General features: G+C 44.1%; 17 protein-coding genes and 1 pseudogene. 1 reads left to right on the top strand and 17 read right to left on the bottom strand.

What is annotated here, in order from left to right; translation table 11 throughout:
- On the bottom strand, nucleotides 1-324 hold a 324-nt coding region (locus CCC17_RS14730; protein WP_287083317.1), incomplete at its 3' end, for an efflux RND transporter periplasmic adaptor subunit.
- 218 nt (nucleotides 325-542) lie between these two features.
- On the opposite strand from CCC17_RS14730, the gene CCC17_RS14725 reads away from it, so the two are divergent.
- The gene (locus CCC17_RS14725; RefSeq protein WP_215638247.1) at nucleotides 543-1,676 is read left to right on the top strand and encodes a hypothetical protein; all 1,134 of its coding nucleotides are present in this window, start codon (nucleotides 543-545) and stop codon (nucleotides 1,674-1,676) included.
- 84 nt (nucleotides 1,677-1,760) lie between these two features.
- On the opposite strand, the gene CCC17_RS14720 is transcribed toward CCC17_RS14725, so the two are convergent.
- The 16 genes and pseudogenes from CCC17_RS14720 to CCC17_RS15140 form a co-directional block, all read right to left on the bottom strand.
- Nucleotides 1,761-2,516, bottom strand: a complete 756-nt coding sequence (locus CCC17_RS14720; protein WP_021650384.1) for a sulfite exporter TauE/SafE family protein — start codon at nucleotides 2,514-2,516, stop codon at nucleotides 1,761-1,763.
- A 6-nt stretch (nucleotides 2,517-2,522) separates the two neighbouring features.
- Nucleotides 2,523-4,322 (bottom strand): aspartate--tRNA ligase, encoded by a 1,800-nt coding sequence (aspS, locus tag CCC17_RS14715; protein ID WP_287083316.1) that lies wholly within the window; start codon nucleotides 4,320-4,322, stop codon nucleotides 2,523-2,525.
- A gap of 77 nt (nucleotides 4,323-4,399) precedes the next feature.
- Nucleotides 4,400-5,653: a histidine--tRNA ligase gene (hisS, locus tag CCC17_RS14710; RefSeq protein WP_270652236.1), complete on the bottom strand. Its 1,254-nt coding sequence runs from the start codon at nucleotides 5,651-5,653 to the stop codon at nucleotides 4,400-4,402.
- Entirely contained in the window at nucleotides 5,586-6,221 is a 636-nt protein-coding gene (locus CCC17_RS14705) for an HD-GYP domain-containing protein (RefSeq protein ID WP_021650382.1), read from the bottom strand. Before CCC17_RS14705 ends, hisS begins: the two co-directional genes overlap by 68 nt.
- Nucleotides 6,222-6,242: 21 nt before the next feature.
- On the bottom strand, nucleotides 6,243-7,772 hold the full coding sequence (gene hemZ / locus CCC17_RS14700) for a coproporphyrinogen dehydrogenase HemZ (protein ID WP_287083315.1): 1,530 nt from the start codon (nucleotides 7,770-7,772) through the stop codon (nucleotides 6,243-6,245).
- Nucleotides 7,744-8,373, bottom strand: coding sequence for an MBL fold metallo-hydrolase (locus tag CCC17_RS14695; protein ID WP_287083314.1), 630 nt, complete (start codon nucleotides 8,371-8,373; stop codon nucleotides 7,744-7,746). The genes hemZ and CCC17_RS14695 overlap by 29 nt, the downstream gene beginning before the upstream one ends.
- A gap of 22 nt (nucleotides 8,374-8,395) precedes the next feature.
- A complete protein-coding gene (locus CCC17_RS14690) occupies nucleotides 8,396-10,720 on the bottom strand; it encodes a RelA/SpoT family protein (protein WP_287083313.1) in 2,325 nt (774 codons plus the stop codon).
- A 78-nt stretch (nucleotides 10,721-10,798) separates the two neighbouring features.
- Nucleotides 10,799-11,323, bottom strand: a complete 525-nt coding sequence (locus CCC17_RS14685) for an adenine phosphoribosyltransferase (protein WP_021650378.1) — start codon at nucleotides 11,321-11,323, stop codon at nucleotides 10,799-10,801.
- Between the two features lie 202 nt (nucleotides 11,324-11,525).
- Entirely contained in the window at nucleotides 11,526-13,244 is a 1,719-nt protein-coding gene (gene recJ / locus CCC17_RS14680) for a single-stranded-DNA-specific exonuclease RecJ (protein ID WP_195635088.1), read from the bottom strand.
- 167 nt (nucleotides 13,245-13,411) lie between these two features.
- Nucleotides 13,412-15,835 carry a protein translocase subunit SecD gene (secD, locus tag CCC17_RS14675; protein ID WP_287083312.1) on the bottom strand — a complete coding sequence of 808 codons (2,424 nt, stop codon included), beginning with the start codon at nucleotides 15,833-15,835 and terminating at the stop codon, nucleotides 13,412-13,414.
- Nucleotides 15,836-15,850: 15 nt separating this feature from the next.
- Entirely contained in the window at nucleotides 15,851-17,215 is a 1,365-nt protein-coding gene (gene scfB, locus CCC17_RS14670) for a thioether cross-link-forming SCIFF peptide maturase (protein ID WP_173753145.1), read from the bottom strand.
- Between the two features lie 142 nt (nucleotides 17,216-17,357).
- Nucleotides 17,358-17,498: a six-cysteine ranthipeptide SCIFF gene (gene scfA / locus CCC17_RS14665; protein ID WP_015524633.1), complete on the bottom strand. Its 141-nt coding sequence runs from the start codon at nucleotides 17,496-17,498 to the stop codon at nucleotides 17,358-17,360.
- Between the two features lie 82 nt (nucleotides 17,499-17,580).
- Nucleotides 17,581-17,931: a TIGR04086 family membrane protein gene (locus tag CCC17_RS14660; protein WP_118515615.1), complete on the bottom strand. Its 351-nt coding sequence runs from the start codon at nucleotides 17,929-17,931 to the stop codon at nucleotides 17,581-17,583.
- Nucleotides 17,932-17,987: 56 nt separating this feature from the next.
- Complete coding sequence (locus CCC17_RS14655; protein ID WP_118515613.1) at nucleotides 17,988-19,703, bottom strand: hypothetical protein; 1,716 nt, start codon at nucleotides 19,701-19,703, stop codon at nucleotides 17,988-17,990.
- 208 nt (nucleotides 19,704-19,911) lie between these two features.
- The gene (locus tag CCC17_RS14650; protein ID WP_118515611.1) at nucleotides 19,912-20,505 is read right to left on the bottom strand and encodes a YdcF family protein; all 594 of its coding nucleotides are present in this window, start codon (nucleotides 20,503-20,505) and stop codon (nucleotides 19,912-19,914) included.
- 144 nt (nucleotides 20,506-20,649) lie between these two features.
- A pseudogene (locus CCC17_RS15140) lies at nucleotides 20,650-21,415 on the bottom strand (N-acetylmuramoyl-L-alanine amidase).
- Between the last annotated feature and the right edge of the window lie 51 nt (nucleotides 21,416-21,466).

The following is a 21,466-nucleotide window of genomic DNA, read 5'->3' as shown; positions in this document are numbered from 1 at the left end:
CCTAAGACTTTGCTGGATACTTCCAAGATCATACTGAAAAAGAAGCTGCCCTTTCTTGACTTCCTGACCGGTCTTTACCTGAACTTCTTTTACCTTTCGGCCGCTTTCAATCTTTACCTGAACCGTTTCCTGCGGTTCCACAACACCTGCATATCGGTTTTCCACTCCGGAATCCATTTCCGAAAGCTTGCTTATCTTTGTTACATATACAATATCGCTGCCTCCTGCGGACCCTGCATGATGTGTATAATAATACCATCCACCGGCTCCGATACCGGCTGCAAGTACAAGGATTCCAAGTGCGATCAAAATACGTTTTTTCATATCTGTCCCCTTTTCTCAGCATCGTACTGAAACTATCTGTTGCTTCAAACATCATAGCAGATTCACTCTAAAAAGAAAAGTCCCTGAAGAAAACGATGCAGATTTCACAGATTTTTCATAAAAAAGTCTCCTTTTTCTCCATTTTTGCGATATTTTGACTTTCGGTACTTTATCTGCTAAAATGTTGTAATATAACTTTTTTGAAAGGAAAGAACAATATGAAGACAGTGAAACATCTGCTGGCTTTCTTGATGATCATTCTTCTCTCAGTTTTTTTATGTAGCTGCTCCCAGTCGGCCAAAGCTCATGCGGAGAAGGCGATCAAAAAAGATCTGGATCTTCTTAAAAATCTGGACTCTGAAACAACCATGCAGTACATATCCTATCAGGAACTGTTTCCGGATTCTGATGACAGCACAAAGCTTTCTGCTGACATAAAAGAAGTATTTTCTCTCTTCTTTCAGAATTTCGATTACAAAATCCTGGGTATATCCGTTGATAGCGACGAAAAAAATGCTTCTGCGCAGCTTAAGCTTACTACTCTGGATGCTGAGGCTCTTGCCAGTGATTTTGTTTCTGCAAGCCTTCAGGAAGAAATACTAGAAACCGCCTCCGGTAAAGAAAATGATAACGGAAATTCCCTGGAGCAGCGTTATCTGCTCCTGTACAAGCTCCTCAAGAATAACACGTACAGTTCTGCAGAACGCACTACTTCCATCCAACTAAACAATCTTGGATCTTCTTCAGAACCTGACTGGGAGATTACGCACAGTTCCTCTCTCGAAAATGATCTGGTCGGTGGCCTTATCACCTATCTGTCCGATCCTGATCTTGTGCCGCCTGCCGAAACGCTTACCGTCTATCTGAAAACGCTTCAAGAAATGGATGTAAAGCAGATGGCTAATTATTTGGGGCTGGATTCCATTCTGAACACTTCAGATTCGGCAAAAAACGCCATTGCCTCTGCCCTTATGGAACAGTTTCACTCCTGTTTTAACTACAAAATATCAAGCACCTCTGTTTCCGGATATCTTGCTGAAGTGGACGCAGAGCTTACCACATTTGACAGTAATTCCATTCTTACACAGTACGAAAAAGAATTGAATACTTATCTGGCTTCTGCTGATGCAGTGATCGACGGTTCCCAGAAGCGTTACAACAAATCACATGAACTGCTTCTGGACAGTATCAAGAATAATCAGGCAACCATAACTGCCACTGCTACCTTCCATCTCACAAACGATGGTGCATCCTGGAAGCTTGAGAATGCAGGTACCGAACTGGGCAATGCCATCTTCGGAACTCTTACCGCTTCACCGGTTCCTGAAGATTCTACCGAAGATAACGAATAAAGAATAACAGCTAGAAAACCCGTGAATATCTGCTTTCTCTGACAGGAAAGCGTGATCTTCACGGGTTTTTTATATTCTTCTTTTTTATATTCCGGATATGATCTTTATAAAAAGCAATGCAAGGACTATAAGAATAATAGGCCGTATGATCCGGCTTCCGTTTTTCATAACCATACCTGCACCGGTATAATGTCCTGCGATTGAGAACACTGACGCTGCAATTCCAAGCATGATCACAATCTTTCCGCTGAGCAGAAATACAACAAGAGCCGCTACATTAGAAGAGAGGTTGGTAACCTTCATGGTACCGGAAGCTTTTGCCACACTCATTTTTCCCAATCCTGTAAACAAAAGCAAGAGAAAAGTTCCTGTTCCTGGTCCATAAAAGCCATCATAGCATCCTACAGCAAGAGAGCATACGGCACAGAGCAGGATCTGTTTTTTTCTGGCGATCTCGCCACCCTTCTCATCCATATTTTTCTTGCGCAGCACATAAAAAGCAACCACCGGAAGAACCGGGATCAGCATATAACGCAGGAGCTTATCACTGGCTATAAGAGCAAGGTGAGCTCCTATGGAAGATCCCAGAAGCGCCATTGGAATACATGGAAGCACCAAGATCCAGTCCACAAATTTATTTTTGCACAGACGGACAGTTGAGATCAATGTTCCTGTTGCTGATGACAGCTTGTTGGTGGCAACAGCATTATGTACAGGAACTCCGGCCAAAAGATAAGCAGGCAGGGAGATCAGTCCTCCCCCGCCTGCTACAGCATCTACAAATCCGGCAAGAAATACAAGTGGACAAACGATCAGAAATGTATAGATTGTCGGCTGCATGATCTTTTATTCTTCCTCTTCTTTCTGCGGCTCAAGGTCAAGTCCCAGCTCATGAAGCTGTGCCTCACTTACCTGGCTAGGAGACTGAGTCATCAGACAGGAGGCATCCTTAACCTTCGGGAATGCAATAACATCACGGATCGTATCTGCCTTTGCCATAAGCATGACAAGTCTGTCAAGACCATATGCAAGTCCTGCGTGTGGCGGAACTCCATATTTGAAGGCATCCAGAAGGAATCCGAACTGCTCATGTGCAGCTTCTTTTGTGAAGCCAAGTGCCTCAAACATTCTTTCCTGAATATCATCCTGATGGATACGCACGCTGCCGCCGCCGATCTCATTTCCGTTAAGAACGATGTCGTATGCTTTTGCACGAACCTTTCCCGGATCTGTGTCAAGAAGCGGAAGATCCTCCTCCATAAGCATGGTGAACGGATGGTGCATTGCTGTAAAACGGTTCTCCTCCTCGCTCCACTCAAGAAGCGGGAACTCTGTTACCCATACGAAACGATACTCATTTTTATCTAAAAGATCCATCTGTTTTGCAAGCTCAAGACGGAGTGCTCCCAGTACATCGTATACCAATTTTGTCTTATCTGCTGCAAAAAGAAGAAGATCTCCCGGCTTGCCGTCCATAGCTTTTACAAGAGCATCCATCTCTTCATCTGTCATAAACTTGGCGAAAGAAGACTTTCTGGTTCCGTCCTCCGCAATGGCAATGTATGCAAGACCTTTTGCACCATAACCTTTTACGAACTCAACAAGCTTATCGATCTTCTTTCTCGGCATTGCGCCCTGACCTTCTGCATTGATACCACGAACACTTCCGCCATTCTCAAGCGCACCTGTGAACACACCAAATCCGCAGTCTTTTACGATATCACTGACATCATGAAGTTCCATACCGAAACGCATATCCGGCTTGTCGGAACCAAAACGATCCATAGCTTCCTGCCAGGTAATTCTCTGGATCGGGAGTTTTACATCGATATCCAGAACTTCTTTGAACAGGAATGCAAGATATCTCTCGTTAACATCGATAACATCGTCTACATCAACAAAGGAAAGCTCCATATCGATCTGTGTGAACTCCGGCTGACGGTCAGCACGAAGATCCTCATCACGGAAGCATCTTGCGATCTGGATATAACGATCAAATCCGGAGCACATCAGAAGCTGCTTGTACAGCTGCGGAGACTGTGGAAGGCCATAGAAGCTTCCCGGATGAACACGTGATGGTACCAGATAGTCTCTGGCTCCCTCAGGAGTACTCTTTCCAAGCATCGGTGTCTCAATCTCAAGAAATCCCTCTTCTGTAAAGAACTGTCTTGTAAGCTGGGCAACCTTGCTCTTCATCATGATATTTCTCTGAAGATCCGGTCTTCTTAAATCAAGATAACGATATTTAAGTCGGATCTCATCTTTTGTCTTGCTATTCTCCTCGATCGGGAATGGAGGAACATCTGCCTCAGCAAGAACACGGAGGGATTTTACACGAAGCTCGATCTCGCCAGTTACAAGATTCTCGTTTACTGCTCCTCCACGTTTCTCTACGGTACCGGTTACAGCAATAACAAACTCACTACGCAGTTTACCTGCTTTTGTAAAGCCTTCCTCGTCAATGCTGCCATTCTCAAAAATCAGCTGCATGATCCCGGAACGGTCACGAAGATCCACAAATACAAGACCTCCTTTATTTCTGGCTTTTGCCACCCATCCCATTAATGTTACTTCTTTTCCAACCATCTCTGTGGTCACTTCTGCACATCGACAAGTTCTGTGCAGTCCCTGCATGCTTTCAGCCATCTCTTTATCCTCCTCTGACTATTTTTTTCATAGTCATTTTAATTTACTCTGCTATCTCCGTTTTCAGACGGGCAGTTTCAGTCTCTGTTGAAAAATTCTACATACTCTGTATAACCATCTGCTGCCAGCTGGTCTTTCTGGAATTTTTTGTTCTTTTTCATGATAGAGATATTGATCTGTGTACCTGCACTTCTTTCCTCAGTTGCCTGTTTCAGGATGTTCAGAAGCTTGTCTGCCGGCATGTTCTTCTCGATCAGATATGCTTTCTTGCCATTCTTGGTTGGAATCTCATAGCCTCTCTCAAGAAGCAGCATAACGATTCTCTCAAATCCAATGGAGAAACCACAAGCACAGGTATTATTTCCTGTAAATTTACCGATCATCTCATCGTAACGTCCGCCTCCACCGACGCTTCCGCCGAACTCATCCATGGAAATCTCAAAGATCGGACCTGTGTAATAGGACATTCCACGTACCAGTGTAGGGTCAAAGGACATTTTGAAGTCTGCTGTTTTTACAGATTCTACAGTGTTGATGATTGTTTCAAGATCCTCTGCAATACCTGCTTCCAGAACATCAGAAAGTTTTTCTTTAATATAACGGACACCCTCAACATCGTTGGTGATCTCACGGAAAAGTCCAAGATAAGTGTCAATGCTCTCTTTCTCAAAGCCCTCTTTCTCAAGCTCCTCTGCAACTCCCTCGATGCCGATCTTATCCATCTTGTCAAGAATAATAAAGACAGTATCAAAGCTCTCTGCCGGGAATCCGCTGTACTGAGCCATTGCCTTCAGGATCCTTCTGTCATTGATACGGATCGTAAAGTTATGGAAATCCAGTTTTCCAAGAAGTGTTGTAGTTGCAAGTACAAGCTCGATCTCAGCAAGATAGGTCGGCTCACCCAGGATATCGATATCACACTGCATAAACTGACGGAAACGACCTCTCTGCGGACGGTCAGCTCTCCATACATTTCCCATCTGAAGTGCCTTAAACGGAGCCGGAAGCTCGTTTGCATTATTGGAATAATATCTGGAAAGCGGTACGGTCAGGTCATAGCGAAGTCCGGAATCTGTCAGATCATTCTCTGTTTTTGCAGTATCCAGTTTCAGTTTCTCGCCTCTCTTCATAATCTTGAAGATCAGCTTTTCATTTTCACCGCCCTGCTTGCTGCAGAGATTCTCAATATGTTCTACACAGGGAGTTTCAATTGCGGAAAAACCAAAGGTTCCGTATGTCTCTCTGATCATATTCATCACATAGTTACGGATTGCCATTTCCTTCGGTAAAATGTCCTTCATTCCTGTAACCGGTTTCTTTTTTAATGCCATAGTTTCCTCCTTTATGAATCACCCTCTGAAATGCAAGAAACACCTGCATGTCAAAGTTTTTAATCTCATCGATCATCAGTCTTAAAACTTCATCATTTTCCAGAGCTTTCCGATATGGTCTGTCCATACTCAAAGCCGCATATACATCACATACTCTCAGGATCCTTGCACCCATAGGGATATCCTTTCCGCTTCTGTTGCTGGGATAACCGCTGCCGTCAAAATTTTCATGATGATAAAGAATACTTTCCAGAACATAATCGGAATATCCCTGGTCTTTCAGAATCTCATAACCTAATGTGGAGTGCATGCGGACATACTTCAATTCTTCAATGACCATCGGATTCTGCTCTTGGCCATTAATGTATCCTTCCAGTTTCAGCTTGCCTATATCATGGAGCATTCCGGCAATAGCCAGCTGATAACATTCTTTCTCACCAAGACCAAGCTCCTTTGCCACATCATAGGCAAGGTTACTGACAACAACCCCATGCTTCAGCTCTGCGGAAAGATCCATTTCCAGGATCCGGTCCTGCGTAGTTTCACTTATCTTCTGTACGCTTTTCAAGGATCCGTCTCTCCTTTCCGTCTACAGCCATTTTGCAATGCCCTCGCGTTTTCTCTCGATCATTTCATCGATACGTGTGATATAATTGACAACATCCTTCACATTCTCCACACGCTCAATGCGCTGTCCGTGTTCAAACACAAGCTTGGAGGAACCACCTGCACCCAGTGCGATGATCGGCTGCTTTTCCTCCATAATCAGTATATTGTAAATCCCTGCTTTGTCAACCTCAGAATACCCGACGTTCTCAAAATTCCCCTTCATATTCTTCTGTCTGTACAGATAATAAGGACCCATTCCCATCTCGTAGGCCGTTTTCATAGTCAGATCCATGATCTCCTGATTGTTTTCAAAGGTCATCTCCTGGTATTTATCACGGAAAATATTCAGTCTTGCCGCACGCTTCACAGCAAGAGAATGTACGGTCAGGCTGTCCGGCCCGAGAGCTTTTACCTCGTCCAGTGTATGCTGCACTTTTGTGATATCTTCGCCGGGAAGACCCACGATCAGATCCATATTGATATTGTCGAATCCGGCTTTTCTTGCCAGATGAAACGCATTCTTTGTCTGTTCTACTGTATGACGTCTGCCAATGATATCCAGGGTTTCCTGATTCATGGTCTGTGGATTTACAGAAATCCTGGTAACCGGAAACTCCCGGATCGCCTGAAGCTTTTCCAAGGTTATACTGTCCGGTCTTCCTGCCTCAACCGTAAATTCTTCCAGCTCCTCACAGGGAAAATATTCCGTGATCGCACCAAGAAGTCTCCGAAGCTGATCCGGCTCCAGTGTGGTAGGTGTTCCCCCACCGATATAGACCGTATCCAGCTTCCGGTTTTTCATCATCCTGGAAACAGCCCGGATTTCCTTTACCAGCGCGTCCAGATACGCCTCCACATATTTACGCCACCTCTCCAGCGGATAGGAACTGAATGAACAGTACAGACAGATACTCGGACAGAAAGGAATGCCAACATAAAGGCTGTAGCCGTTTTCATAATCAATATTTTTCAGGATATCTCTCTCACGATTTGCGATGGTAACTGCAAGAGCTGTTTTCTCCGGACTTACCAGATACTGATCTCTCATATATCTGGCGATCTCCGTATTTTTCATTCCGGACTCCAGCATTCCCATAGCCATTTTCACAGGACGGATGCCTGTAAGATTTCCCCAGGGAAGTGTCTTTCCTGTAGCTTTGGAAAGCATCTGATACAGGGCGTATTTGATCGCGTCTTTATTTTTTCTGCGGATATCATGGGCATCATTGCAAGAAATAAGGGCATCCGAAGCTTCTCCACTGGATTGCCCTTCTATCACAGCCCCATGAGCTGTTTTTTTCTCTATTCCGTTGTTGTAACTGATGGTATAACCTTCTTCATCACGTGAGACCCGGAAGCGGATATCATAATCCGCATCATCCTCTTCATAAAGAGAAACGATCTCATTTCCGGGATAAAACGCTTTGATCAGTTCATACACATCATGCTCAAAATCTCTGTTCTGAAACAAAATGCCAATCTTATACAAATGGATTATACCTCTTTTCATAACCAATGGTTGTGGATGCGTCATGCCCCGGAAATACTTCTGTATCCTCCGGCAAAGTATCCACAAGCTTATGAAGGCTTCTTACGATCTCAGCAGAACTTCCGCCAGGAAAATCGGTTCTTCCCACAGAGCCGCAAAACAATGTATCTCCGCTGAAAAGCACACCTTCGTCTTTGATATAATAGCAGCAGCTTCCTTTGGTATGTCCCGGTGTGTGGAACATCTGGATGGAAAATCCTGCCGCTTCGAAAATCTGCCCGTCATCCAGAAGAACATCCGGCTTAATTGAACAGGCACTTCCATAAACAGCAGTCATATTTATCGTGGGCTCTGCCAGCATTGCTTCTTCCTGCCTGCATGCATAAACCGGGATCTGATATTTTTCCTTCACTTCCTTTACAGCCATGATGTGATCAAAATGACCATGTGTCAGAAGGATCCCCACCGGTTTCCCCTGCATAAGAGATACTTTCTGAAAAACTTTTTCTGCATAGTCTCCCGGGTCTATGATCAGCAGTTCTCCGGTCTCTTTATTTTTCAGAAAATAGCAGTTGGTAAACACCTGGCCCAGCACACACTGCTGCATTTCAAGTTTACTCATAAAAATTCCTCCGTTTATCGGGTCAGCCCGTTGTTCGCTCTACATCAAGAACACTTTCAACCTGACGGATCTTTTCGATCAGAGAATTCAGTTCCTGTTTGCTGCATACATTAAAGGACATGGAAATCGTGGCGCGTTCCTGCTTGTTGGTACGGCTGTTAATGGAACGAAGATCGATCTTCCTCTCTGTAAAGATCTTGGAAATATCCACCAGAAGTCCGGTACGGTTATTTGCATAAACCTGGATCTCCGCTTCGTATTTCTCGGAATCCGCTCTGTCCGGCATCTGCCACTCTGCTTCAATGAGACGTTTCCGGTCAATCTCAGGCATGTTGAGCACATTCACACAGTCTGTACGATGAATGGTGATCCCTCTTCCTCTTGTTACAAAGCCTACGATCTCATCTCCCGGGATCGGACTACAGCATTTGGAAAAACGAACTGCCACATCATGAATGCCTTTTACTACAATGCCACTCTTACTCTTGGCAATGTGAAGCTTCTCCTGTGATTCGGAAGCTGCCTCCAGGACCTGTTCATCTGTAAGATTCTTCTTATGCTCCCTCTCATAGGCTTCTACCAGCTTGTTAAACACCTGACCTTCTTTCAGGCCGCCATGTCCGATCGCTGCCAACACAGAATCCCAGTCTCGGAAACCATATTTATGCATTACCGATTCCATATACTGTGGCTTGGTATATATGCCTGGTTTAAAGCCCTTGGTCTTGGCATACTGATTCAGCATGTCCTTACCCTTCAGAATATTATCTTCCTTCAGTTCTTTCTTAAACCACTGGTTGATCTTATTCTTAGCCTGTGTGCTCTTTACGATCTTCAGCCAGTCACGGCTGGGACCCTGAGAATTCTGGGATGTTATGATCTCAATACGATCACCGTTTTTGATCTTATATTCAATAGGAACAAGTTTGCCATTGACCCTGGCACCTACCATCTTGTTTCCTACTGCACTGTGCACGCTGTATGCAAAATCAATAGGTGTAGAACCATTGGGAAGTGTTTTTACATCTCCCTGGGGAGTGAAACAGTAAACACTGTCCGCAAAAAGATCCAGATCATTTTTCAGAAGACTCATGAACTCCCGGTTATCGGACATGTCGCGCTGCCACTCCAGGATCTGGCGCAGCCAGTTCAGCTTCTCTTCCTCACTCTTTCCAGGTTTCTTACCATCGGAAGTTTCCTTATATTTCCAATGAGCCGCAATACCGTATTCTGCGGTTTTATGCATTTCAAATGTACGGATCTGGATTTCGAAAGGCTGTCCGTTAGGGCCGATCAGTGTTGTATGCAGAGACTGATACATATTGGCCTTCGGCATTGCGATATAATCTTTAAATCTGCCGGGGATCGGCTTATACATCTCATGGATAACACCAAGAGCTGCATAACAGTCCTTCACAGTATCTACAATGATACGTACGGCAAACAGGTCATAAATCTGATCAATGGTTTTATCCTGATTGACCATCTTCTTATAGATGCTGAAGAAATGCTTCACGCGGCCATCCACCTGTGCCCTGATATTGGCATCCTCCATATGCTGCTTTACCTGTTTCACGATAGAATTAACAAATTCCTCACGGACACTTTTGCGAAGAGCAACCTTTTCTACCAGATCATAGTAAACATCCGGCTTCAGATACTTAAGAGAAAGATCATCCAGTTCCACCTTGATCTTGGAAATACCAAGCCGCATCGCGATGGGAGCATAGATATCCATGGTTTCTCTTGCTTTCTCCTGCTGTTTCTCTGGTCTCATATACTGCAGGGTACGCATATTATGAAGACGGTCCGCAAGCTTGATCAGGATAACGCGGATATCCTTAGCCATTGCAAGGAACATCTTTCTTAAATTCTCAGCCTGAACCTCTACCTTGTCCTTGGAATAGGACAGCTGTCCCAGCTTGGTAACACCATCTACCAGAAGCGCTACCTCAGAACCAAATTCCTTTTCTACTTCTTCATACGTCATCCAAGTATCTTCTACCGCATCATGAAGAAGACCTGCCACTATGGTCTCCTTATCCAGCTCAAGATCCGCAAGGATGATCGCAACACAAAGAGGATGAATGATATAAGGTTCACCGGATTTACGTTTCTGATCCTTATGTGCCTCGCTGGCCACTTTATAGGCCTTTTCAATCATGGAAATATCTGTAGACGGATGATATTTCTTCACACTTTTTATCAGCTCCTGATAAAGAACCTCAGGGCTTGTAAAATCATGCATGGATTTCACCGCCGCATCTGCCTTCCGGACAGACTCTCTTTTTTCTTCTTCCTTCTGTATCTCAATGTTTTGTTTTTCCGTATTTTTTGTCTCTGCCATTAAATCCCACCTGCCTGTGCACAATTTCATACTGCCGTATGACTACAACAGTTCACATCCCCTTCCACCGACAAAAAATCATTTTCCGTCGTAACAGATCACAGATGCCACATTATAACCTTTGAGACGCTCACGTCCCTTCAGACCTGCAAGCTCCATAAGGAAAACCACCTTGACAACCTCGCCGCCAAGCTCCTCCACAAGCTTGATGGCTGCTTCCACGCTTCCGCCCGTAGCGATCAGGTCATCCACAATAACAACCTTCTGTCCCGGCTTGATGGAATCCTTATGCATCTCAATAGTTGCACTTCCATACTCCAGCTCATAGGTTCTGGAAACGGTCTCACATGGAAGTTTTCCTGCTTTGCGGACCAGAACAAAGGGTTTGTGAAGATTATATGCGATCGGCATACCAAAGATAAAGCCTCTGGATTCAAGACCTGTGATCACATCGAACTCCTCACCCTCCAGACAATCCTGCATAGAATCAATGGCAAGCTGTAATCCATCCGCATCCTGAAGGACGCTGGTAACGTCACGGAAAATAATCCCTGGCTCTGGAAAGTCCGGGATACTTCTTACATATTCTTCTATTTTTTTCATAATAACCTCCAATGGTTTAATTTGTCAATCAGATGTTAGATAGTATAGCACTTTTTCTGTAGGGAATCAATGTGCAACCCGACAGAACTCGCGGAATTACGACAGGCCCTGGACTGCATATTGCCCAGTATAGAGCCTTCTTTCCTGTTTTACAGTCAATTACTCGCTGTCAGGATTTGCATTTTAGTGATACCTTCTCCTGTTATTCTGTAATATAATTTCGGATTACGATCTGTAAGGTCTCTCTTCCCTGATAACGGTTGATCTCAGGATAATATGTGACCGCAATACTTCCACAGTTTTTTATTCTATCAACAAATTCATCTGCTTCTCCAAAATATACTGCTTCCACTACACAGCCGGTACTGTCTGATAGCTGAAGCTTTGCCACATTCCTATTTTTGCCAAGAATACGACTGCTTAAAACCCGAAGTCCCTTCTGTGCAAAAATCGGTTTGGTATTTCCCTTTCCAAAAGGCTCCAGCAGGGATATCTCTTCCACAAGTTCCTTATTTATATAGGAAACCGGCATTGGCACATCGATCAGGATCTTTGGAGCCAGATCCTTTTCTGTCAGAGTACAGTTTTCGTTTAACCGTCTGCGGAACTCTTCCACATTTTCTTCTTTAATGGATAATCCTGCCGCCATAGGATGACCGCCATACTGTTCCATCAGATCTCCGCATTTTACCAGTTCCTCAAACATGGAATAGCTTTCTATAGAACGTCCGCTGCCTTTCACCATTGTTTCACCTTTTGTCAGGACAAAGACCGGTTTATTGTACTTTTCTCGGATACGTCCCGCAATAATTCCGGCCAGGCTTTCGTGACAGTCCGGTAAATAGATCACAAGAACCCTGTCCTGTCCAATTTCTGTCTCTTCCACAATACGGATCGCTGCTTCCTTTCCCTCTTCTGTGAGAGCTTTTCTGCTTTGATTCAGTGCAGTCAGATCACCGGCAAGTTTTGCTGCTTCATCTTCCGTCTCCGCACAGAGCAGTTTCAGGGAACGTGCAGCGGTATCCAGTCTTCCACTGGCATTGATACATGGTCCCAGCACAAACCCTACATGATAGGCAGTGATCGTCCCATCCTCCAGGCCATTGGCACGGATCAGTTCACGGAGACCTTTGTTAGAAGTATGGGAAAGTCGTTTCAGGCCTTCCTTTACAAGGATGCGGTTTTCACCCTGAAGATCCATCACGTCTCCCACCGTGGCAATGGCTCCTAATTCCAGAAAATCTTCCAGCTCTTTTTCCGGAATCCCGCATGCCTCATAGAGAGCTGTCACCAACTTCAACGCAACAACTGCTCCGCACAATCTTTTCTCCGGATAATTACAGTCCGGCTGTTTTGGATTTACAATGGCATCAGCCGGCGGAAGGATCAGTTCTCTTCCATCTTCCGTTTCTTTATAGGGAATTTCATGATGATCGGTTATTATCACCGTCATTCCCTTCTCTTTAGCCATAGTGATTTCATTGTACGCCGCAATTCCATTATCACAGGTAACAATTACGTCAATCCCATCATTCACTGCTCTTTCGATCAGGTGCTCATGTATTCCATATCCGTCCGCCACACGGTCCGGAATATATGTATCTGCCAGAGCTCCTGCACGCTTCAGTCCTTTGATCAGAATGAAGGTCGATACTACCCCATCAATGTCATAATCGCCTATAATACGGATGCGTTTTTTTTCCTTTATTTTATTCCGCAGGATCTCCACTGCCTTATCCACATCTTTCATCAAATGTGGAGAAGCCAGTTCGTCCACCTTTCCATAAAGATATCTGCGAATTTCATCCCTGTCCTGTACATCCCGGTTTCGGATCAGTCTGGCGATCACCGGATCAATTCCGAACTCTTTTCCAATTGCCGCAAAGTCCGCCCGTTTTGCAGCAACAACCCATCGTTCCATGTTGTTTCCTCCTTGATGCTTTGCCGCTTTCTTTCTTCAAAGCAACACAATAACCGTATTGTAACTCATACTCCTGCATAGCTGCAAGTTTTTTATGCCACACAAAAAAAACGTTCCGCCAGGAAATATTCTTTCCCGGTACGGAACGTTTCTGTTATTCAGCAATTTTATTCAGATTTCTCCTCATCATTCTGCTGCTTTGCTGCCTCCTGCGCTGCAAGGCGCTCGGCAACTCTTTTACGGTTTTTCTTCTTCGGCTGCTGAGCTGTCTGCTGTCCGGATGGCTGTTTTACCTTTTTCTCAGATTTCTCGGAAGAAATCTTTGCGGAAGCTGCTACAGCTGCCGGTGCTACAACACGATTTTTTCTGAATGTTTTCATGGTGTACCACAGAGCACCAGTGATGCATACAGAAGAATATGCTCCACCGATGATACCTACCATCAGCGGTGCTGCAAATTCTTTAATTGAGGAAACACCCATTACATAAAGAATTGCAACCATTACAAATGTTGTCAGGGATGTGTAAATGCTTCGTGTCAGAGTTTCTGTAACACTGGTATTTACGATCTCTTTCAGTTTCTCATCCTCAACTTTCTTTCTGCCTCTCATATTCTCACGGATACGGTCGAAGATGACAATAGTAGCATTGATGGAATAACCTACGATCGTCAGCATACACGCAATAAATGTATTTCCCACAGATGTTCTGGAAATAACATAAAACGCAAGTACGACCAGGACATCATGAAGAAGTGCAAGTACTGCACTGCTTGCAAAGCGGATATCCTTGAAACGGAACCAGATGTAAAGAAGCATGAAGATCGCAGCTACGATAACCGCTACGATAGCGTCTCTTCTCATCTCATTGCTGACAGTAGCGGAAATATTCTCCGATGTGATCAGACTTGTATCTACATCAAAATTTTCCTCTAATGCCTTATTCAGTGCTTCTCGTTCCTTAAGATCCAGAGAACGTGTTTTGATCACTACCTGATTGGTTCCCTGCACCTTGGTCGGCTGTACATTCTTATCACCTGTCACTGCCTCAACAACCGGTGTTACCTCGGAATCGATCTCCTTGATATCCATCTCTTTATTGAAGGTTACATTAGTAGAAGTACCGCCGGAAAACTCCAGACTGTAATTCATGGCTTTGTCACCGATCACATTACTGTGGACCAGCATTCCTACAGGTCCGCAAAGGATCAGGATAATGGAAACAGCAAAGAAGATTTTTCTCTTTCCAACGAAATCCACAACCTTACGTTCCTTGGCAATGCCATAGAATTTCGGGTCACGAACACCAATTGCGTATACCGCATTAATAACAAGCCTGGATATAACCAGTGCTGTAAACATGGAGATCACGATACCCATTGCCAGCGTGTAGGCAAACCCCTTAACAGAACCGGAGCCAAGCCACATCAGCACACAAGCCGCGATCAGTGTTGTGATGTTTCCATCAAAAATAGCGGAAAACGCTTTGCCGAATCCACTTTTGATCGCTGCATGGACAGAAAGGCCTGCCGCGATCTCCTCACGGATTCTGGCGTAGATGATAACATTGGCATCCACTGCCATACCAATGCCCAGGATGATACCTGCAATACCCGGAAGCGTAAGGGTGATATCAAAGGCATTCAGTGTGATCAGCATTAAGGTTGTATAAAGAACCAGTGCAACAGATGCAACCAGACCTGGGATACGGTATGCGATGATCATGATCAGCATAACGATCACAAGACCGATCGCTCCGGCTTTTACACTTGTTGCGATGGCTTCTTCACCAAGCTGTGCAGCAACTACGCTGGAACGAAGCTCGGTAAGCTCAAGACTTAAGGAACCGATTCTTATGTAAGAAGCAAGATTCTGTGCCTCTTCTGTACTTGCCATTCCGGTGATCTGAGCTTTTCCGCCGGAAATCTCCTCATTTACATTCGGAGCGCTTAAAACCTGATCGTCATATACGATTGCGATCTGCTTTCCAACATTTGCCTTGGTAGCTTCCGCAAATTTGGTTTTTCCATTCTTTGTAAGAGTCAGACTGACTGCATATTTCTGGGAGCTTGTGGATGAATCCTGATAAGCACCTCCCTCAGCATCTGCAACGTCTGTACCTTCCAGTACAACAGATCCGGCTTTCTGGATATCCTCAATACTTCTTGCAAGAACATATCCACTCTCACTGTTTCCTGTTGTAAAATTCTGGTTTCCATCTGCATCTGTCTGATCGATAAAATACAGAGAACCTGGCTTTCCAAGTTCTTCCAGGATCGCATTTGCATCTGATACTCCTGGAATCTCAATGGTGATACGGTTGGAACCTTCCTGATATGCCTGTGCCTCAGTACTGTACTGAGAAACACGCTGCTGCATCTTGTAAACAGTATCGGACATATCTTCCTTGCTCGGATTGCTGTCCTTAGCCTGGTATGTGATGCTGACACCGCCGGCAAGATCAAGTCCGGTATTGATGTTCTTAGCCGAACCTGTTCCTGTAGGACCAATGCCTACCGCAGCCACATAGCAGAAGAATACTGTGACAATTGCTGTCAGAAGCAGCACTGCAATTCCTCTACTTTTCTTCATTTTCTTTTTCCTCTCTTATTCCGCCAAAGCGGCTTTTATCATGATAGCGCACTCCACACGCTTCCTCTGGAGTTCGCATCCGATCTTATAATTCCCCCGGATATCTCCGCCGAAGTGGTAACCATTTGCCGCACAGCCGCCGCTGCAGTAGAATCTGGCAAAACAGTCTTTACAGTCCGGTTTCGTATAGACGTTACATCTTCCAAAGTCTTTTACGATTTCAGGCTTTGTGATTCCCTCGTCTACATTACCCATAAGGTACTGTTCCTCACCAACAAACTGGTGGCATGGATAAAAATCTCCCCACGGAGTAACAGCCAAGTACTCGGTTCCTGAGCCGCATCCGGAAAGTCGTTTATATACACACGGACCACCGGTAAGGTCTATCATAAAGTGGAAGAAGTTGAATCCTTTTCCTTCTTTTTCTCTTCTGATCATTTCTTTTGCAAGAATGTCATACTGTTCCAAAATCTGTGGGATATCCTCCTCACGGATCGCATACTCTTCTGTATCTGCTGCCACAACCGGCTCAACAGAAATCTGTTTGAAGCCAAGGTCAGCCAAATGCAGAACATCCTGGGAAAAATCAAGATTATGATGAGTAAAGGTTCCTCTTACATAATACTTGTCCTGATTTCTGGATTCCGCAAATTTCTCAAATTTCGGCATGATCAGATCATAGCTTCCTGCACCCTTACGGAACGGGCGCATGTAATCATGAACTTCTTTTCTGCCGTCCACGCTTAAGACTACATTTCCCATCTCCTTATTGCAGAATTCCATCACCTCATCATTTAAAAGAACGCCGTTGGTTGTCAGTGTGAAGCGGAATTTTTTGTTATGAAGTTTCTCCTGTTCTCTTCCGTATTTCACAAGATCCTTTACGACCTGCCAGTTCATAAGAGGCTCGCCGCCAAAGAAATCCACTTCCAGATTCTTTCTGGAGCCGGAATTAGCGATCAGGAAATCCAAAGCCTTTTTTCCTACTTCAAAGGACATCAGTGCACGTCTTCCGTGATACTCTCCTTCTTCTGCAAAACAGTATCTGCATGCCAGATTACAGTCATGAGCAATATGAAGACAAAGAGCCTTTACAACAGTCTGGCGGTTTTTGGTAAATTCATCAATAATATTCTCATAAATATCTTTTGTAAAAAGCATTCCCTGTTCCTGAAGCTTCTTACATTCAGTTACAGATGTTTCCACATCCTCTTTCTTAAAACGGTCGCCAAGCTTCTCAGCTATGGCATCCGCTTCCATGCCTTCTTCAAGATATGGCAGTACCTCATAGGTTACTTCATCTACAAGGTGGATACAGCCACTGTTGATATCCAGCACAATATTATATCCATTACTTTGATAACGGTGAATCAGACTCATCTTCCCGCAATCCTTTCTAAAATTCTTTTATAACCCGACAAAACGCGCCCTCCGGCGCGTTTTGCTGGATACCTGTTACTTCAGATAAAACAAGTGAAGCAGCGGATCTCCCGCTGCTTTCCACTCATTCAACGGCTGCTTCTTATTTATGCTCGCAGCTCTGGTTTCCTACTGTACAGGAAGTCTTGCAAGCAGACTGACAGGATGTCTGACATTCGCCACATCCACCCTTCTTAACCGTGTTCTGAAGGTTCTTTGTATTTAATGTCTTGATATGTTCCATGATATATCCTCCTTTATGTATTCTATTCTTCGCCTAGTATAGCATAAAATCATCGATTTTCAAAGCATTTTTTTGTAAGCTTTTACGACAGCATCCCACCAATGGCTCCGCCACCAAGACACATAAAAAAAGTAGTCAACGCATGGGCAAAGGTCATATCCCATTTCCCCTGTGCCAGAAAAGATACCAGAAGCAGCAGAACATAATAAGAAAGCCCGGTAACGATCCCCCAAATATATCGGTCTTTCCGTATGATCTTTCCCGCCATAAAACCTCCGGCCAGGCAGGATACCACATAAATAATAATGATCCCTACCGCCGCCGTCCCTCCTCCAAATTCAAACTGAAAGAGCAAAAATGCCAGTATCAGAAGAAAAAGTCCTGTCACTCCATAGGCCAGCAGCAATGATCGTAATATTGCTTTTCCCTTCATAAAAAAGCCCTCCCACAGTCATTATATGGGAGAGCTTTTTCTCTTATTCTTATTCATTACTTCTTTCTTTTCTTAAAAAACACAGCTACACCGGCTACAACTGCCGCTGCCACAAACAAGATCACAAACGGAAGAATCTGGGTGTTATCTCCAGTATTTACCTGTTTCTTGGATGTTGTTGCAGAAGACTGTTCTTCAGCCTCATTCCCCGCCGTATCACTGTTCTGAGAAGAAGGCTGTTCCTGATCCGGGCTATCTGAAGTCAGATTCTGAGATGTCTCCGCCGCATTGGTGTCTGTACTGTCTGTTTCTGCAGGATCTGCAGTACCTGAAGATGAAGCATCCGAAGACGAAGCATCTGCTGCAGGTGTAATCGTTGCACCGGTATTGCTTTCAGCATCTGGCCCTACCAGAGATTTACTTCCGGCAATGCCAAATGGGCTGAATGAATGTGTACTGAAAGTCATTGTGTCACCATCCACGCTTGGAATGATGGTCTCCATTGCGCCATTATCAAGAAGGTGCTCAATAGAATATGTATAGCCGGCCTTTACAGGTACAGTCACACTGATATACTCTCCATCCGGAATTTTATACTCTGTATTATTCTGTGTATCCCAGAGTTCAAACTCATAGGATTTAAAGATCGTTGCATCTTCTTCATTGGTAAACTGATAATCCTCACCACCGGAAACACGAAACTGTACATACCACGGAAGATCGATTCCTGATACCGTGATTCCATCACAGGTATGATTTTGAGACGCAATTTCCTCTTTTTCTTTTTCTGTCAGATCGGTAGCTGCATTCTGAGGGCGTTTATCCTCTGTATCATCTTTCCTGTCAAAAATATTATTCTTGTTTTCTTCAGCATCAGGAGTCTCCGTGATTTCCGGGATCGCGGTGATTTCAGCATCGTTATTTTTTTCATGATTCTCATCGTCTCTGCTCTCAGATGCTGCATCAGGATCCATATCATCTTCTGCCGCCGGAGTTATCGTTACAGCAGGAGTTTCCGCAGCTTCTGCTTCTTCCCCATCCTGAGTTTTATTATCCTCAGATGGTGCAGCTGTTACCTCCGGAGCTTCCGTTATCTCCGGATCCCTTTTTTCCTCTCCACTGGCATCTGCTGTATCTGAAGAATCTGAAGAAGACTGCTCCGTTTTTCCTGTTGTCTCCGAATCTTCTTTATTCTCATTCTCCTGAACACTGTCAGTCTGCAGACCTTCGTTCTTCCCTTCATTCTCTGCAGTGCTGTCCTCTGTTTCTTTTACGGAAGTATCTGCATCACTCTCATTGACGTCAGTTCCATTTTCCTCTTTATCATCGGTTTCGTAGGATTCTCCTGAATCAGAAGAATCGGAGCTTTCCTCACTTCCGGAATTTTCCTCTGTACTGTCAAGGCTGCTGACCACAACTGTCACGGAACCTGTAAGTGTTCCTGAATTACTGTCCCACCCTGGAAGACCTGAAAGGTCAGCCCCTGCAGCAGGTTTGAATACTACCCCACAGGATTGTACACGTTTGTCCGGAACATAAGAACTATCTGCCCAGGAAAGAGTTCCATACGCATTAGATGGAAGCGCAATGTTAGCAAGAGCTGTAGGGCTGTCAATAGTTATATTATCCGGGATCACAGCACCGGATTCTATACCTGAAGAGTTCTCCGCATATGCCGGAAAGGTCTGTCCTCCGATCAGTGTCATGGATAATGCCGCTGCTGCCAGTATTGAAAAGCTTCTGCTAAATGTATTCTTTGTGTTCTTTTTCATAATAATCTGCACCTCTATATTCAAAATCTAAGATTCATATTTGCCTTTTGTCAAAAAATTCAGTTATATAAAATATCGAACGCATGTAACATGCGCTCGAACCAATATTTCTCCAAAAATTAATATCTTGTTAATCTTTCGTAACAGATATTTCGTTTTTTCGTCAAATGCATTATAACACAATTCTTTTTTTTACGACACCCCTAAATTAATTTTTTTTGAGCATCAATGAAAATTGTTTAATTATTTTAGTTATTTCCCCCATTACTTCATCAATTCCATCATTTGTCATAATCCACGTATTTTTATCTATAGAATCCACACAACATGAACTCACAAAGAATTCCGTATCCGGATAAAGCAACTTGTAATACATCAATGCACGCCTTGCATGACAGGTTTTACAGCAGAGAATCGCCTTTTTGATATCCAGGTATTCTCTGTCTGTTACCTGTCGGGAATAAATTGCATTCTCATAAGTATAGGTTGCCTGATCTTCTTTCAGGATTGCTTCCTCTGGTACACCATTCTGCATCAGGACATCTTTCAAAAAATCCCATTCCGTTTTGTATGTCCCACAATAACATTCTTTCTTGTCAAGAACTCCTGTAAATCTCCCTGCTGTGATACTGTATCTTCCACTGGGCAGGATCTTTGGTGCAAACCCATTCCTGTAAAGCTCCGCTGCTTTTTCCGCCATTTGAGGATATCCGTTTCCTGGAATAAAGATCACATCCGCTTTTTCCGGCTTATCTTCTATAAACATGAAATCTTCTATCTGTTTCAGAAACTCTTCGTACATTATTTTCTATGTCCTTTCTTTACCATCTGCAGCTAAATCCCGGATCAAAAGATATTTATCTGACAGATATCCCTTATCCAGCTTTCTGTATTGCCTAATCATATCACTCTTTCGTGGCAGATGCACTAACAGATCATCTGTTTTCTATTTTGTAACGATCACTGTGCTATATCCTCTGTCCCTCAGCCTTTGTTCCATATTGACCGCATTTCCAAGCTGCATATATGCTCCTACCTGAACTTTGTAAAGATCATTCTCTCTCAGGATAAACGCCGGAAATCCCTGATCTGTCAGCTGATACAACATCCGGTCTGCGTTTTCCCGGTTTCGAAATGCTCCTGTCTGTACTCGATAATATAATGGTTCTTCCACAGTTTCCTCATTCAATGTTCCCAGAATGGCATCTGCGATGCTTCTGGCAATCTCTTCGAATTTTTTTTTCAAAAAGCTGATTATCCTTTTCCGAGTTTATAAATCCGGTCTCGATCAAAAGTGCCGGCATTTTTGTGCGCCGGAGCACTACCAGCCCGGGACGTTCTTTCACGCCCAGTTCCCGAAACCCCAGTTCCCCCAATGCTCCCAGGATATTCTGTGCCATCTGATATTTAATGCCTTTCTTATCATAGACTAATACTTCAACTCCATTGTATTGTTCGGGCCCGGAACTACTGTTGCGATGAAAAGAAATAAAAAAATCTGCTCCGGCTTCATTTGCGGCTTTCGCTTTTTTCAAAAGGAGTCTGATAAATATCGGTAGTCCTGGTATAAACCACATCCACGCCGTTCTCTTCCAGGATCTTTCCTACCGCAAGGGTCAGTTTCAGATTGTCATCCTTTTCCTTACGTTCTTTATAAACAGCACCTGGATCTTCTCGCCGTGTCCGGCATCCAGAACGATTTTATATGCCATGTTCATTCTCCTGAACTACATTCACAATATGATATGACCTTTGTTTTTCCT

The sequence above is a fragment of the Blautia sp. LMAG:36 genome (assembly GCF_008680535.1).
GTDB classification, from domain to species: domain Bacteria; phylum Bacillota; class Clostridia; order Lachnospirales; family Lachnospiraceae; genus Blautia_A; species Blautia_A fusiformis.
Note: the sequence above shows the minus strand (reverse complement) of the source record. Positions and strands in the feature narration are given on the sequence as shown.

Coding starts and splice junctions, on each gene's coding strand:
- CCC17_RS14725 (WP_215638247.1), top strand. CDS start 543: ATGAAGACAGTGAAACATCTGCTGGCTTTCTTGATGATCATTCTTCTC.
- recJ (WP_195635088.1), bottom strand. CDS start 13,244: ATGGAACGATGGGTTGTTGCTGCAAAACGGGCGGACTTTGCGGCAATT.
- hemZ (WP_287083315.1), bottom strand. CDS start 7,772: ATGAAAAGAGGTATAATCCATTTGTATAAGATTGGCATTTTGTTTCAG.
- scfA (WP_015524633.1), bottom strand. CDS start 17,498: ATGGAACATATCAAGACATTAAATACAAAGAACCTTCAGAACACGGTT.
- CCC17_RS14650 (WP_118515611.1), bottom strand. CDS start 20,505: ATGTACGAAGAGTTTCTGAAACAGATAGAAGATTTCATGTTTATAGAA.
- CCC17_RS14655 (WP_118515613.1), bottom strand. CDS start 19,703: ATGAAAAAGAACACAAAGAATACATTTAGCAGAAGCTTTTCAATACTG.
- CCC17_RS14695 (WP_287083314.1), bottom strand. CDS start 8,373: ATGAGTAAACTTGAAATGCAGCAGTGTGTGCTGGGCCAGGTGTTTACC.
- CCC17_RS14720 (WP_021650384.1), bottom strand. CDS start 2,516: ATGCAGCCGACAATCTATACATTTCTGATCGTTTGTCCACTTGTATTT.
- CCC17_RS14690 (WP_287083313.1), bottom strand. CDS start 10,720: ATGGCAGAGACAAAAAATACGGAAAAACAAAACATTGAGATACAGAAG.
- secD (WP_287083312.1), bottom strand. CDS start 15,835: ATGAAGAAAAGTAGAGGAATTGCAGTGCTGCTTCTGACAGCAATTGTC.
- aspS (WP_287083316.1), bottom strand. CDS start 4,322: ATGGCTGAAAGCATGCAGGGACTGCACAGAACTTGTCGATGTGCAGAA.
- CCC17_RS14660 (WP_118515615.1), bottom strand. CDS start 17,931: ATGAAGGGAAAAGCAATATTACGATCATTGCTGCTGGCCTATGGAGTG.
- CCC17_RS14685 (WP_021650378.1), bottom strand. CDS start 11,323: ATGAAAAAAATAGAAGAATATGTAAGAAGTATCCCGGACTTTCCAGAG.
- scfB (WP_173753145.1), bottom strand. CDS start 17,215: ATGAGTCTGATTCACCGTTATCAAAGTAATGGATATAATATTGTGCTG.
- hisS (WP_270652236.1), bottom strand. CDS start 5,653: ATGGCATTAAAAAAGAAACCGGTTACAGGAATGAAGGACATTTTACCG.